General features: G+C 39.0%; 14 protein-coding genes. 6 read left to right on the forward strand and 8 right to left on the reverse strand.

The features are described from left to right. Positions 1-158: 158 nt before the first annotated feature. Together MMP60_RS06740 and groL are read left to right on the forward strand one after the other, a co-directional pair. Positions 159-449, forward strand: a complete 291-nt coding sequence (locus tag MMP60_RS06740; protein ID WP_005144860.1) for a co-chaperone GroES — start codon at positions 159-161, stop codon at positions 447-449. Positions 450-506: 57 nt separating this feature from the next. Then, positions 507-2,141, forward strand: a complete 1,635-nt coding sequence (gene groL, locus MMP60_RS06745) for a chaperonin GroEL (protein WP_241335555.1) — start codon at positions 507-509, stop codon at positions 2,139-2,141. 70 nt (positions 2,142-2,211) lie between these two features. On the opposite strand, the gene MMP60_RS06750 is transcribed toward groL, so the two are convergent. Then, positions 2,212-2,586: a diacylglycerol kinase gene (locus MMP60_RS06750; protein ID WP_241335556.1), complete on the reverse strand. Its 375-nt coding sequence runs from the start codon at positions 2,584-2,586 to the stop codon at positions 2,212-2,214. Between the two features lie 191 nt (positions 2,587-2,777). Between MMP60_RS06750 and MMP60_RS06755 the strand changes: the two genes are divergently transcribed. Together MMP60_RS06755 and epmA are read left to right on the forward strand one after the other, a co-directional pair. After that, positions 2,778-3,848, forward strand: a complete 1,071-nt coding sequence (locus tag MMP60_RS06755) for a 4-phosphoerythronate dehydrogenase (RefSeq protein WP_241335557.1) — start codon at positions 2,778-2,780, stop codon at positions 3,846-3,848. Then, complete coding sequence (gene epmA / locus MMP60_RS06760) at positions 3,845-4,828, forward strand: EF-P lysine aminoacylase EpmA (RefSeq protein WP_241335558.1); 984 nt, start codon at positions 3,845-3,847, stop codon at positions 4,826-4,828. Before MMP60_RS06755 ends, epmA begins: the two co-directional genes overlap by 4 nt. A gap of 19 nt (positions 4,829-4,847) precedes the next feature. Here the strand turns inward: epmA and MMP60_RS06765 are convergent, their stop codons facing one another. The 5 genes from MMP60_RS06765 to MMP60_RS06785 form a co-directional block, all read right to left on the reverse strand. Then, the gene (locus MMP60_RS06765) at positions 4,848-5,975 is read right to left on the reverse strand and encodes a helix-turn-helix transcriptional regulator (RefSeq protein WP_241335559.1); all 1,128 of its coding nucleotides are present in this window, start codon (positions 5,973-5,975) and stop codon (positions 4,848-4,850) included. Positions 5,976-6,181: 206 nt separating this feature from the next. Further along, the gene (locus MMP60_RS06770; RefSeq protein WP_241335560.1) at positions 6,182-6,343 is read right to left on the reverse strand and encodes a hypothetical protein; all 162 of its coding nucleotides are present in this window, start codon (positions 6,341-6,343) and stop codon (positions 6,182-6,184) included. A 95-nt stretch (positions 6,344-6,438) separates the two neighbouring features. Further along, positions 6,439-7,437 (reverse strand): formylglycine-generating enzyme family protein, encoded by a 999-nt coding sequence (locus tag MMP60_RS06775; protein WP_241335561.1) that lies wholly within the window; start codon positions 7,435-7,437, stop codon positions 6,439-6,441. Continuing rightward, positions 7,434-9,116 (reverse strand): arylsulfatase, encoded by a 1,683-nt coding sequence (locus MMP60_RS06780; RefSeq protein WP_241335562.1) that lies wholly within the window; start codon positions 9,114-9,116, stop codon positions 7,434-7,436. Before MMP60_RS06780 ends, MMP60_RS06775 begins: the two co-directional genes overlap by 4 nt. A gap of 248 nt (positions 9,117-9,364) precedes the next feature. Then, positions 9,365-9,982 (reverse strand): rhomboid family intramembrane serine protease, encoded by a 618-nt coding sequence (locus MMP60_RS06785; protein ID WP_241335563.1) that lies wholly within the window; start codon positions 9,980-9,982, stop codon positions 9,365-9,367. Between the two features lie 154 nt (positions 9,983-10,136). Between MMP60_RS06785 and nfuA the strand changes: the two genes are divergently transcribed. Further along, positions 10,137-10,769, forward strand: a complete 633-nt coding sequence (gene nfuA / locus MMP60_RS06790; RefSeq protein WP_241335564.1) for a Fe-S biogenesis protein NfuA — start codon at positions 10,137-10,139, stop codon at positions 10,767-10,769. A 224-nt stretch (positions 10,770-10,993) separates the two neighbouring features. Continuing rightward, the gene (locus tag MMP60_RS06795) at positions 10,994-13,261 is read left to right on the forward strand and encodes a TonB-dependent siderophore receptor (protein ID WP_241335565.1); all 2,268 of its coding nucleotides are present in this window, start codon (positions 10,994-10,996) and stop codon (positions 13,259-13,261) included. Between the two features lie 27 nt (positions 13,262-13,288). Here the strand turns inward: MMP60_RS06795 and MMP60_RS06800 are convergent, their stop codons facing one another. Continuing rightward, positions 13,289-14,299, reverse strand: a complete 1,011-nt coding sequence (locus MMP60_RS06800; protein ID WP_241335566.1) for a hypothetical protein — start codon at positions 14,297-14,299, stop codon at positions 13,289-13,291. 24 nt (positions 14,300-14,323) lie between these two features. Beyond that, positions 14,324-15,337 carry an alpha/beta hydrolase gene (locus tag MMP60_RS06805; RefSeq protein ID WP_241335740.1) on the reverse strand — a complete coding sequence of 338 codons (1,014 nt, stop codon included), beginning with the start codon at positions 15,335-15,337 and terminating at the stop codon, positions 14,324-14,326. Between the last annotated feature and the right edge of the window lie 110 nt (positions 15,338-15,447).

The following is a 15,447-nucleotide window of genomic DNA, read 5'->3' on the forward strand; positions in this document are numbered from 1 at the left end:
GTTTTAAGAAAAAACACTAAAAAAGTATAGTTTTTTTTCATTTTCCCCTTGAAGCCTTTTTTTTTAACCCCACAAAAGTGGCATACCAAAAATTTGTGTATTGCTTCAAACCGAGCAATACAAATTAATCAAAAAGACTAAGTCTGATGGAGTTAACTATGAGCAACATTCGTCCATTACATGATCGTGTTGTGATTCGTCGCGTAGAAGAAGAAACTAAAACTGCTGGTGGTATTTTACTTCCAGGTTCTGCCGCTGAAAAACCATCTCAAGGTGAAATCATTGCAGTAGGTAATGGTCAAATTACTGACAATGGCGTTCGTGCTTTAGACGTTAAAGTTGGTGATAAAGTATTGTTCGGTACTTATGCGGGTACAACAGTAAAAGTAAGTGGTGAAGAACTCTTGATCATGAAAGAGTCAGACATCTTAGCTGTACTCGAAGGCTAATCGATACATAACTCACAAATTATCAGATTCAGTATTTAAAAAGATTCGGAGTTTAACATGTCAGCTAAAGACGTAAAATTTGGTGATTCAGCTCGCTCAAAAATGATCGCAGGCGTAAACGTACTTGCAGATGCAGTAAAAGTAACTTTAGGTCCTAAAGGTCGTAATGTTGTTATTGACCGTTCTTTCGGTGCGCCACACATCACTAAAGATGGCGTAACTGTTGCGAAAGAAATTTCTTTAAAAGACAAGTTTGAAAACATGGGTGCTCAACTTGTACGTGAAGTTTCTTCTAAGACCAATGACATCGCGGGTGACGGTACAACAACTGCAACTGTACTTGCTCAAGCAATCTTAAATGAAGGGATCAAATCTGTAACCGCAGGTATGAACCCAATGGATTTAAAACGTGGTATCGACATCGCAGTAAAAACGGTTGTTGAAAATATTCGTACCAATGCAAAACCTGCTGATGACTTCAAAGCGATTGAACAAGTAGGTTCGATTTCTGCGAACTCTGATACCACAGTTGGTAAGTTGATTGCACAAGCAATGGAACGCGTTGGTAAAGAAGGCGTTATTACTGTAGAAGAAGGTTCTGGTTTCGAAGATGCTTTAGACGTTGTCGAAGGTATGCAATTTGATCGTGGTTATATCTCTCCATATTTCGCGAACAAACCAGAGACTTTAACGGCTGAACTTGAAAATCCATTTATTCTGCTTGTTGACAAAAAAATCAGCAATATCCGTGAATTGATTGCAGTATTAGAAGCAGTTGCTAAAACGGGTAAACCACTTTTGATCATCGCTGAAGATGTTGAAGGCGAAGCGCTTGCAACACTTGTTGTGAACAACATGCGCGGTATTATCAAAGTATGTGCGGTTAAAGCACCTGGTTTTGGTGACCGTCGTAAAGCAATGCTTCAAGACATCGCGATCTTGACTGGCGCGACTGTGATTTCTGAAGAAGTGGGTATGTCTTTAGAGCAAGCTTCTCTTCAAGACTTAGGTACTGCACACAAAATCACTGTATCTAAAGAAAACACAGTGATTGTTGATGGTGCGGGTAATGCTGCGCAAATCGCTGAACGCGTTCAACAGATTCGTGCGCAAATCGAAGAATCTACTTCTGAATATGACAAAGAAAAACTTCAAGAGCGTGTTGCTAAATTAGCAGGCGGTGTTGCAGTCATCAAAATTGGTGCGGCAACAGAAGTTGAAATGAAAGAGAAGAAAGACCGTGTAGATGATGCGCTTCATGCAACTCGTGCAGCTGTTGAAGAAGGTGTTGTTGCTGGTGGTGGTGTTGCTCTAGTACGTGCTGTAAACGTATTGGATGGCTTAAAAGGCGCGAATGAAGATCAAACTGCAGGTATCAATATTTTACGTCGTGCAATCGAAGCGCCACTTCGTCAAATCGTTTCAAATGCAGGTGATGAGCCTTCAGTTGTTATCAATGCAGTAAAAGCGGGTGAAGGTAACTTCGGTTATAATGCTGCAACTGGCGAATATGGCGATATGTTAGAAATGGGTATCCTTGACCCTGCTAAAGTAACGCGTTCTGCACTTGAACACGCAGCTTCAGTTGCTGGTTTAATGTTGACAACTGAATGCATGATTACTGATATTCCAGAAGACAAGCCAGCTGGTCCAGATATGGGTGGCATGGGTGGTATGGGCGGAATGATGTAATACATCTTCTTCCTAGATCAAAAAATCCCTGCATTAGCAGGGATTTTTTTTATTTAGAATTTATAATCACTTATCGAAATAAAATAATCATCCATGTAAAAAATATAATAGCGAGAGAAACAAATTGCGCAGCACTGCCCATGTCTTTTGCATTTTTAGAAAGTTGGTGTTTTTCTAAAGAAATACGATCGACGACGGCTTCAATTGCTGAATTAAATAATTCAACAATGATTGCAAGCAAACAAACAGCCACCATGAGTGCTTGTTCTAGGGCTGAGACATCAACAAAAAAACTGATGGGGATTAAAACCAAATTAAGTAAAATAACTTGTCTAAAAGCGGCTTCGTGGCTAAAAGCGGCTTTAAAGCCTGCGAGTGAATAACCTGTGGCATTAAAAATACGCTTGATACCAGTTTTGCCTTTATAGGGAGAATAAGGCGTCATGATAGAACTGCTTATGAAGAAAACATAACTATTATAAAATTAAAAGTAGGCTTGAGGATTGGCAATAAGTCGCATGATTGCATCAAAATTATAGTGTTTCTCGCCATTTTCACTGGAACATTGAGATTTGATTTGTCAATTTCCCTTGTGCTAAGGATAATAAGCACAGACAAGTTGATGGAAGGCACTGCATGAAAATTATCGCAGATGAAAATTTGGCATTTACCGATTATTTCTTTGCGGAATTTGCAGAAATACAGCATAAAGCAGGGCGTACACTCACGCATGTAGATGTACAGGATGCAGATGCTCTTTTGGTTCGGTCTGTGACCAAAGTCAATCATGCATTAATTGATCAGACAAAAATTCAATTTGTGGGTAGTGCTACGATTGGCACAGACCATCTCGATATCTCAGCTTTAGAACAACAAAACATTGCATGGAGCAATGCTGCGGGTTGTAATGCGCAAGCCGTTGCTGAATATGTGATTACTGCTTTATTGCATCTGAATATAGACCTATTAGAACAAGAGAAAGCGTTTACTCTGGCGATTGTTGGTCTTGGGAATGTGGGTAAACGATTGGCAATCATGGCACAACTTCTCGGTTGGAATGTGATTGGCTATGATCCTTATGTGCAACTGGCAGGCATTGAAAATCTATCTTTTGATGAGTTGTTAAAACATGCCGATGCAATTTCGATTCATGTGCCTTTAACGTTGTCGGGCGAATACCCAACACAGCATTTGTTTAATGAAGCTGCATTTGCTGCAATGAAGCCATCCGCTATTCTCATCAACAGTGCGCGTGGGCCTGTGATTCAGCAATCTGCATTGATGGCTGATATTGAGAAAACCAAACGCCAAGTCGTACTCGATGTATTTGAGTTTGAACCAGAAATTCCTGAAATTTTATTAAATATGTTGGCTTTAGCGACACCGCATATTGCAGGTTATAGCCTTGAAGGTAAGGCAAGAGGAACGCAGATGATCTATGAAGCCTTTTGTCGTAAATTCGCTTATCCAGCAGCATCCAAACAGTTTGAAAGCCAATTACCAAGTGTTGCACCGTATTTTGAGCAACAAGCTTTAAACGCTGCTCTCAGACAGCATCTCACACAAATTTATGATATTGCAGCAGATGATCAACAACTTCGTGACTGCGTTCAAAACGGTAAGGTCGAGCAAACAGCATTTGATTTACTCCGTAAAAATTATCCTTTACGCCGTGAATGGGCAGCACACGGTGGACCAAAAGCATGAGCCAAGATATGAAAACTTATCAACCGACTTGTTCTATTGATGCATTAAAAGCACGTGCAGAAATGTACCATAAGATTCGTCAGTTTTTTGCTGAGCGAAATGTATTGGAGGTTGAAACGCCAGTTTTATCTCAGGCAGGTGTGACGGATGTGCATTTGGCATCGGTACAAGTACAGCGTCATATTTATGGAAAATTGAATACTCAATATTTACAGACTTCACCTGAATTTCCAATGAAACGCTTATTAGCCAGTGGCAGTGGGGCGATTTATCAAATCTGTAAAGTCTTCCGTGATGATGAGCATGGTCGCAAGCACAATAGTGAATTTACCATGCTGGAATGGTATCGACCCAACTTAGATTTAAAAGCATTAATGCATGAAACAGCCGATTTATTAGAAACCTGTTTAGCACATCGCTTTGGTGAAGTTCGTCCCTATATTTTAAGCTATAAACATGCTTTTCAAGATCGCTTGGATATTAACCCATTACAAGCAACGTTAAAGCAACTCAAAGAGACAGCGAATCGAGTGGGTCTAAATCTTGATTTAGGTGATGATCGTTTGGGTTATATGGATTTATTATTTTCACATTTTGTTGAACCGAGTTTAGGTTTTGATGCACCCGTATTTTTAACTGATTTCCCACCTGAAATGGCGTCATTAGCCAAAGTGAAAACGGATGAAGATGGTGAATTGGTTGCAGCACGTTTTGAGGTGTATATCGAAGGTTTAGAATTGGCAAATGCCTATGATGAACTTCTAGATGCGGATGTATTAGCAGGTCGTTTTGATGCAGATAATGCGGAACGTGCCCAACAAGGTTTGCCCGTCATTCCAACAGATCAATATCTTCTAGCGGCTTTGCCGCATATGCCAGAATGCTCGGGTATTGCGCTAGGGATTGATCGCTTACTTATGGTCGCGATGAATAAGATGAAAATTGATCAAGTGATCGCATTTCCAGCAGAGATTGCCTAAAACTTAGGTTTTCAGAAGCCTATAAAAATTGCATCAATAATTGAATTAATTCACTTTGCCGATGTGTTTTGGTTTTTTTGAAGATCGCCTGTAAATGTTTTTTGACCGTATCTGCTTGAATCTCATGCGCAAGGGCAATTTCTTTGGTGGTTTTCCCTTCAAGTAATTGCTCACATATTCTATGTTCAACAGGTGTAAACATAAAAAGCTGAGTACAAATTTGTTTTTGATATTTGGGTTTATGCCTTAGCCCAGAAAATGTTGCGAGTAGAACAGGGCGTAAACCAAAGATTTTATTGGTTTTTTCTGGGCTTAGTAAATCTAGCGTTAAGAAGAGATGGTGATCAATCATCATCGTCTTACTACGCTCGTTATAAGCTAAATCATGATTATTTTGATAGTTACGTTCTAGCTCGATCAGGTTGAGTTCAAATTGTTGTTGTCTACTTTTATTGAATGCAAAGCGGCGTTGTTTGATTTGGATCGATTCATTATTTTTCAAGAGCTGTTTTGCTTCTGTATTTAGTTCTAAAACATCACCATTCAAGTTAATAATCGCAATCGGTTGATTCATTTTTTGAATCAATTGTGACCCTAGTAAAGTCATAAGCGAGTATTCAAAATGATGGCGATATTGCTGAACTTTTTGTTGTAATCTCGGTAAGATTTCATAAATCGGTTGCAATTCAGAGCAACTCAAAGCACCGCGATCTGGACTAGTTAGAAAAGAAAGAATAACGCAGACTTTGTGATCATAAATAATTTGAATCGCTGAACAGAAACGTAAATCCAGTGGTTGTAATACCTGTTGATAGACTTGGGTTTGAATAATTTCATCTTCTGCAAAATGTTGAAAACAATGCATCCAACCGTCTATAGGTGCCAATAGCATTTTATGTAGACGTGGGTCATCATCAATGTCTAAACGAATTTGTTTTAGGGCAGCTTGTTCAAGTTGATGTGCATCAAAATCTATCCCATGATGGACACTAAATGAAAGTGCTTGTACTTCAAGGTCGACAGCGAGTAGTTGGGATGCTTGAAGATTAAAATGATAATTGAGTTGCTCTAAAAAAATAATCCAATCATCAGCACACTGAACCTTATTTAAGATGTTTATGATGGTGCTGTGTTGGCTTAGATCCATGCAATAATCTCATTAAAATAAATAGAATAAATTCCATACATATTATATGGGTTTTAATCAAATGAAATCAGTAGCTGAAAACATATTTTAATTTTTATTGTCATCATCTGATGGAATGAAGGGGGTGAACCGAATCTGCTCGATCAATAAAGGGGATAGGTAAATCCAAAATACCTAAGTCTAGGTAGACTTAGGCTGGATTGAGTTTAACAACGTCCTTTTTTGGCTTGTCCAGGTGGGCAAAAATCACCATGACCCTCATGATGATGGTCAGGATTAACAATTACGCTACCATGAGGCGTATGTACTGCACAGGCTGATAAGCTTAATGTAAATAAAGTACAAAAATAGAGCAGGGTTCTTTTCATTTTTTCTCCTATTTTGGCGGTTTCATTCACTTTAAATAGATTTGTACTTTTCTACTAGCATCAGCATGAGTGATTTTTAATGAATATTTGTATCATCATTGGGTTCGTAATACGGTTCTAAATCCGACATGGGTTGCAGCCAAATCAAATTCCTGTGGATAGCGGCTGCTATTACGATAACGCGCACAAAAGTTGGAGGCACATAAAAAAGAGCCACCTTTTAATACATATTGTGTGATATGAGCATCTTGCTGGCGTAGTTCAGTGTAATTCCCCATATGTTGATCATGCGCACCATGATAAACCGAAGATGTCCACTCCCAGACATTGCCGATCATATCGTATAACTTGAATGCATTTGCAGGATAGCATCCTACGGGTGCAACACTTGCAAAATGGTCTTCAGCGGTATTTTTTTGTGGAAATTCACCTTGCCAATAATTAGCCTGAGGATGTTGATGTACATCCTGTGGGGCTTGACCTAAAGGGGTATCCGTTTTTGAACCTGCTTTGGCTGCATATTCCCATTCTTGTTCTGTGGGTAAATCTCGCCCTAACCAAACTGCATAATGCTCTGCATCATTTTTAGTGACATAGCGGACGGGTTCAGAAGGGAGAGGTGCTTGTCCCTTAGCACCGTCAGGTGTTTTCCATGTGTAATCTGCTTTGAGTTGCCACCATTGATTCGGTGTGTTCACATTCGGTGAAAATACCGCAGCCTGTTTTTGTTTTTCTGCATCAGTAATGTAGTTTGTGGCTTTCACAAAACTAGAAAATTGGGCAACGGTCACTTCAGTTTGGTCGATCCAAAAACCCTCTACTTGACGTTGTTTTTCTCCAAAATTTAACTCATCGGGATAGGCTTGGTTGGAGCCAAGTTGAAAAGAACCTTTGGCAATCCAAACCATGCCCGCCGTTTGATTTTTTTGCCATGCCTTGGGTAAGCCTGAATATTGTTGGCATTGTTGCAAGGTGCCAAGTTGTGTCTGTGTCGTGGTTTGGGTATGTCTATGACTGCTATCAGGCGTAGCTTTACTACAGCCTGTCACAAGGGACAGGCTACAGATTGAGGCGAATAAGGAAATAAACTTCATTTAATGTTGTATTCCTTAACGCCATTTTGCTGGGTGTATTGGTTATATACCGCGACAAGTTCTTGTAATTTGGTTGGATTATCTTGGGCAAGGTTTTGGGTTTCTCCACGATCATTTTTGAGGTTATAGAGTTCCCATGTCCCCGTTCCGAGCTCTGATTTGCCTTGTAATGCAATTTTCCAGTCGCCTTGACGAGCATATTTACTACCATGTAGTTCATCTGCGAAATTAAAGTTCACTGGACGAACTGCTTGAGCTTTATTTTCGAGCACTGATTTCCAAGAATAACCACTTGGCGTATTGATCTGACGCCCTTTATATTGACCTTGTGGGACTGCAATGTTGGCATAATCGAGCACAGTCGGGAACACATCGAGTACAGAAGCAAAACCATGATGGGTTGCTTGAGCTTTAGTTTGATGTGGAAGTTTTACAATTGCAGGCGCTGTGGTTGCACCTTCACCTGCGGTGTCTTTCCATAAATGAAAAGGTGCTGCGCTGACTTCTGCCCAACGTGGTCCAACATAATGATAAGAGCCTGATGTACCTACATTATTTACACTATTGTCAAAACCTGATTCTGCTCCATAATTGCCACGAATAAAGCCTTCTGCACCATTATCCGAAACGAAGAAGATTAAGGTATTGTCATATAGATTATTACGTTTCAGATATTGAATTACACGGCCAATATTGGTATCCAAATTTTCGACCATGCCTGCATAGATTTCCATTCTGCGCGCTTCTAAAGCTTTTTGTTCGCTCGAAAGTTCATTCCATTTACCATATTTTTGTGGTGCATTTGGAGAAGCAATCGGTTCAGCCGCAGTAAAATTAGCTGGAATTAATCCAAGTTGCTTTTGGCGTGCAATCCGTGCGTCACGAATCACATCATAACCTGCATCGTAAACACCACGATAACGGTCACGATATTCGGTTGGTGCTTGTAAAGGCCAATGTGGCGCAGTGTAAGCCGCATAGGCAAAGAATGGTTTGCCTGAATTTTTTCCTGATTCTAAGTAGCTAATCAATTTATCGGTAAAATAATTGGTTGAGAAGAAATCATCAGGTAAGGATGAGATCGGCACTGGTTTGCCATCTTCAGTATAAGTCGCATTACGTTTATAAGCAGACGGAGCTTGTTTAAAATGTAGGTCTAAACCTTGTAGTAGGGTAAAGGAATGATCAAAGCCTTTGGCATGTGCATTGGTCGCATCAGTCAGACCTAAATGCCATTTACCACTGATATACGTTCGATAGCCATTATCTTTGAGGACTTCTGCAATCGAGAGTGAACGTTCATTTAAATAGCCTTCATAGCCAGGTTGACCCTTTAAGTGAGTAGGTGTGAGTTCTGCCATCGCACCAATACCAGCTAAATGATGGTCTGTGCCTGAAATCAACTGAGACCGGGTTGGTGAACAGGTTGGAGCAGTATGGTAATCCGTTAAGATTCGACCTTCTTGGGTCAGTGCATCAATATTAGGGGTATGAATTTCACCACCAAATGCGCCTAAATCGGAATAGCCTAAGTCATCTGCCATGATGAACAAAATATTGGGTTGTTTTTTGGTCTCAACAGCAGTTTTGGGATTGTCCGAATCCTCGCTATTACATGCTGAAATAGAAAGGCTGAGTATAGTAATTGAAAGTGTTGTAAGTAGGCTTTGATGAGACATTGGAATCGACTTAATTTTCTAAAAGAGTTAAGCAGAGTTTAGAACTTTGATTTTTATAGTAAAAATAATTAAATTTTAATTGTTAATCTGAAAAAAAGAAAAGCCTCGATAGCGGTAATGCCAGTCAGTTAAGCACTTGTTCCCCCTCTTTTTTTAAGAGGGGTTAGGGGGAGATTGTTAAATCAGTCATCACCAAACTATGATGAACTACTTAACATGAGCAATATCAAAGCTAATCTTTGTATCAATTAGAACGGTATTTGGGTGAGTTGGTTTAGAAAATGGGGCAGTACTTTTGGTTCTAATAAGATTGTAATGATGACACCATAGGCAGCTCCCCATAGGTGAGCACTATGGTTGATATTGGTATTCCCTTGTTTACCTGACCAGATGCTATAGGCAACATATAAAATGGCAAAAATAATAGCGGGTACAGGGATAAAGAAAACAAATATCAGCTTCCAAGGTTGAAATAGAATATAAGCAAACAATACTGCTGATACAGCACCAGATGCACCTGAACTTGCCCAGTGAATATCATGTCGATGTTTTAAATAACTCGGTAAAATTGCTGCAATTAACCCACCTAGGTAAAAGAGAACAAAGCCCATGTCATAAAAAAACTGGCGGTAAAAACTTTCAATAATATTGCCAAAGAAAAACAGCGTGATCATGTTAAAGAGCAAATGTGTAGCATCTGCATGAACAAAACCGTGTGTGATAAAACGGTCATATTGCCCACGTTGCATTGCAGGTGGCCAAAAAATTAAACGATTCATCACCGTTTGATTTGAGAGTGCTAACAAGGAAATTGCAACGGTAATAATGATGAGCGTCACAGTATGACTAAAGGGTAGATGTAACATAAATGTTTTAAAATTGATCAGTGTCTAGGCAATAATGCCATTAAAAAGTTAATAAACAATGATCTTGCATAGAATTCCTACAAAAATGGTTGATTTTTTTTTATTACACTCCATCTTCGGTTAAGATAACGACATCAGCTTGAGGATTATTGTTATGTCGACTGAGAACACTGCCATTGCAGAAGAAATTCCAAACCTTTTGATTACTCCCTCTGCGCAAGAGTATTTAAGCGATTTATTGTCAAAACAAAATACTCCAGGAATTGGCGTTCGTGTTTTTGTAGAGCACCCAGGTACACCACGTGCAGAGTGTTGCATGGCATACAGCGCACCTGATGAAGTGGTACCAACAGACTACAAACAGGAATATCCTGATTTTCCTGCTTATGTTGATGCACCATCAATTCCATATCTCTTAGATGCTGTCATTGATTACAACAAAGACCGTTTTGGTGGTCAATTGACTTTCCGTGCGCCAAACTCAAAAGTGCCACGTGTCGGGCCAGATGCATCAATCGAAGAACGAATTACCTATATTTTACAATCTGAAATCAACCCAGGTTTAGAAGGGCATGGCGGTAATTGTAGTTTAGTCGAAGTGAAAGATGATCCAGAGCATGGACTTACTGCTGTATTGAAATTTGGTGGTGGTTGCCAAGGCTGTTCAGCAATTGATATGACCTTAAAACAGGGTGTGGAAACAACCTTACAACAACATGTTCCTGAACTAAAGCGTGTGGTTGATCAAACAGATCACTCTCAGGCTGATGGTGCATACTTTAAGTAATAAAACTTGAAATTTACTGTATTTTTAAAAGCCCTTTCGAGGGCTTTTTTTATTTTTTTATAAAATATACAAATTTTTATTTAGTTTAAAATCGGGCAAATAATTATTAAAGTGAATATATAAATAATAATTATTATCATTTATATTGAGTTTTATTGTTTTTTTGTTAGAATTTTCATCGATTTTTAAATGAATCTTAAGATTTATCTGAGTTAGGTGGGAATATGTCCAAGAAAATAGCGTATCAATCATTACTTGCAATTTCTATTTTGAACAGCATGATGGCACTCGCATATGCAGCAGAGACTGGGGTTGATCAAAATAAATCAGTTGAAAAATCAGATGAATCTGGGGTTGTAAAATTAGAAACAATTGTTTTGACAGCAGAAGAACAAGTGAAGCAATCTCTTGGTGCATCGAAAATAACTGCAGAAGATTTGGAAAAAATTCCCGTACGTAATGATATTTCTGAATATGTTCGTCGTATGCCAGGCGTCAACTTAACTGGAAATAGTGCAACAGGGCAGCGTGGTAATAATCGTCAAATTGATATTCGCGGTATGGGACCTGAGAACACACTGATTTTAATCGATGGAAAGCCTGTTTCATCACGTAATTCTGTACGGTATGGTTGGAGAGGCGAACGTGATACTCGTGGTGATTCAAATTGGGTTCCAGCAGAAGCGATTGAATCGATTGAGGTGTTACGTGGTCCAGCCGCTGCACGTTATGGCTCTGGCGCTGCCGGTGGTGTAGTCAATATTATTACCAAGAAAGTGACCAATGAGGCACATGGTTCGGTGGAGCTATATACCAATCAGCCTGAGGATTCAAAAGAAGGTGACTCTAATCGAGTGAGTTTCAATCTAAGTGGTCCAATTATTAAAGATGTTTTATCGTATCGTTTGTATGGTAATTATAATAAAACAGATGCGGATGCAGTTGATATCAATAAATCAATTGGTAGTAATGCAGCAGGTCGAGAAGGAGTTGAAAATAAAGATATTGCTGGGCGTTTAGCTTGGCAAGCAAATGATGAGCAGACGGTATTACTTGATATTTCTTCTGGTCGCCAAGGCAATATTTACTCTGGTGATTCTCAATTAAATTCAAATGCTGAAACAGATCCTATTCTTTCTCAACTCATTGGGAAAGAAACCAATACCATGTATCGAGATAGTCTAGCGCTAACACATGAAGGGGACTGGGGCTGGGGGAAAAGCAAATTCGTTGCACAATACGATAAAACACGGAATAAGAGACTTCCAGAGGGTTTAGCAGGAAGTGTTGAAGGGAAAATTAATAATTTAAATGATCGTGTCACATCTAAATTAGACACTTTAAGATTGAATGGTGAGTTAAATATTCCACTCGAATATTATCTGCCTCAGGCATTAACCTTAGGTGTGGAATGGGTGGAAGATAAGTTCACCGATCAGACATCTACAACTCAAGGTAAGGATCAGAGCGGTGCGGGTTATGGTGATCAACTTGCAAAAGGTGATCGTAGTAAAATGGAATCACGTATTGCATCAGCATATATCGAAGACAACTTAAAAGTCACGGATATGACAGATGTTGTGGTGGGCTTGCGTTTTGATGATCATAGTAAGTCAGGTTCAAACTGGAGTCCAAGTTTGAATATTAACCAAAAATTAAATGATCATTTTACCTTGAAGGGGGGTATTGCGAAGGCTTATAAAGCACCGAATATGTACCAAAATGCTGAAGGTTATTTATTAAGTACCAATGGTAATGGTTGCCCTGCCAATATTGCTTCACGTTGTTTATTACAAGGGAATGGTGATCTTAAGCCAGAGACTTCAATCAATAAAGAAATCGGAATTCAATTCCAAAAAGATATCGTGAATGCAAGCCTTACATGGTTCCGTAATGATTATAAAAATAAAATTGTTGCAGGAACGGATATTGTTGGGACGGTAAAGGGTTCAAGTACCAATGCTAGTGGGGCAGTCACTCAAACCACTTGGAATATTCTGCGTTGGGATAATACACCAGAGGCATTGATCCAAGGTTTTGAAGGAAGTCTAGGATTGGATTATGGCAATATTCGCTGGACTAATAATTTCACGTATATGATGGACTCTAAAGATAAGAAAACAGGTAATCCATTATCACTTGTTCCAAACTATACGATTAACTCGATTTTTGATTATGACATCACAGATCAACTGGATATGAACTTTGTTTATACCCAATATGGTCGTCAAAAATCACGTCAATTTGCAGAAAATAGGATTGAAGCAGGTGTGGGCTCAGGTGGTGCGAGTAGTGCGATTCAGCCAAGTGATGTTAAAAGCTATAGTTTGGTGGGTTTGAACATGGGCTATAAATTTACTGATCAATTCAGTACTCGTATTGGTATAAGCAATTTGTTTGATAAGCAAATTCTAAGAGATAGTAACTCGATTAGCCAAACATACAATGAACCAGGTCGTGCTTATTATGCGACGTTGAAATATTCTTTCTAATCAGCGAGTCTAAAAACACAAGGCGCATTAAGCGTCTTGTGTTTTTAGAATGTTATTAACCTGTTCTGAATAATAAAATTTTTCTAAGTGCGCTCGTGCACGTTGTCTCAAATAGCCTGTTTGAATCACTTGCTGTAGCACAGGAGTTAGTAGATGACTCAATTCATTTTGGATCAAATCTTCATCAATATTGAGATCACGAAGTAATAGGTCAAACGTTCTCTCTTGGTTTCGTGCATACCACGCGTATACGCCATCATGGATTTGTTGTTTTAAGTAAGGGGTTTGGCGAATATGATCCCAAATTTCATGCCCCATCCCAACCGTTGTCGGTAGGTCTTGGGCTTCGAAATAATGGCGCAATACTGAGATCGGCATGAGTTTAATTTTATGCCAAATATTCGCTTGGAAATGATAGAGCTTGTCATCATTAAAATGTTGATTTAAAACTCTTTCACTCATTTGGCTGATCTTTAAAATATTCTTTTGTAAATAATGTCCAATGGTTTCATTGAGATTTGAATCTGTGACTGACTCTAAAACGGATTTGCCCATTTTCATAAAATGTCCCACACCAGGAACACGTTTAGACATGACTGAATTATCTAGATAATCTTGAATTGAATGCTGGATAAGCTGAGTAATCAGAGCTGAAAAAGCAGGGTTGTTGACGATGGTCTTAATTAAATCTTGGCGATGTCTCGTTTTGCTCGCAACATATTGTGCAATTGAATCTATGGTGAGTACAGGAATAACTTCTTCAATCGTGGTGGTATCATTAAGTGGATGAATGAGAGCGAAACGAATATGTTCAGCAATTTGCTCAATTAAAAATGAACTGGCTGGCGTAGCGAGAATTTGTTTCTCAATGAGTTTAAATATTTGTTCAAATGACCAAATATGTTGTAGTTGTTGTAAACGTAACCAATGATAGAACTGTTTAAATTCATATTGAATCGTTTCGGCTTGTGCAAATTCTTGATCTAGAAAATCAAGTTGCGCATCTATTAATTGTTCTATCATTGGATGTTTAGACATAAAATCTCAAATTCTTAATTAAGTTTATGGTGAAAGGGCAGTTGCAGGCTTTTGTGTTTGGATCTTGCTCAAGAACGGTAAATATTGTTGAACGACCAATTGATCTGCTTCCAAGATGGGCATATGCCCCACATTATCTAAAATCACAGGCGCTTGTGCATTTTTCAAAAGTGATTTTAACTCAGGTGCAACTTCAACATTAATAATTTTATCTTGCTTACCCCATAAAATTAAGGTTGGTGCATCAATTGATTTTGCCAGTAATGCAAAAGAATCAGGGGTAAATAATTTATTTAGCGCAATCACTTGATCCACCATTTTTTGCGTTTGCTCAACTTGACCAATCATCATTTTTTCTTGGGCTTGGGCAATTTCTTTTGGAATAAATGGCGGTGCGTACATGGCTTGTTGCATGAGGAAGTTGAAGTCACCTTTCTTACTGACGATCATGTTTTTCACATGATTTGGATCTTTGAGATAAGGTGTTGTTGCCGACTTATATACACCTGCCGCATCAACCAAAAATAGGCTCTTGGTCTCAAATGGATATTGACCTGCGTACAGCATTGCAATTGAGCCGCCAAGTGAGTGACCTGCGATATGTGCTTGACCTGTCAGATTTGCAGCTTCGATAAAACGGCGTAATTTTTCAGTGACATTTGGAACTGAATAATCAAAGTCTTTAGGAACTTGAGTTTCACCACTCGCTGGTAAATCAGGAATAATCACATGGTAGTTTGCAGTGAGTGCATGGGCAACACGATTCCAGTTATCTCGACTACCAGCTAAACCGTGAATTAAAATGACGATCGGTTTTCCTGCTTGACCACCTTCACTATATGACCACGTAATATCGCCCACTTTTAATGTCTTGGTTTGTAAGCCAGCCCAAGTACGTTCTTGTTGTAATAAGTTTTGAAAACTCATTTCTATTTCGGCTGCTTGGGCAGTATTCACAGCAATTGCTATTAGGCTACATGATAGTAAAGTGGCAGTTATTGCTTTGCGCAAAGGGCTTGGAAATCGGGTGCTCGTCATCATTGTTCTATCCTTGATTTATTTTTAAACCAATTGATTATTGTAGAAGTTTGTATTGGAGTCATTTGCATAATCTACAGATGTATGGAAATTCTTGCCAATGAAATCAG

The sequence above is a fragment of the Acinetobacter sp. ANC 4805 genome (assembly GCF_022549495.1).
Taxonomy (GTDB): Bacteria; Pseudomonadota; Gammaproteobacteria; order Pseudomonadales; family Moraxellaceae; genus Acinetobacter.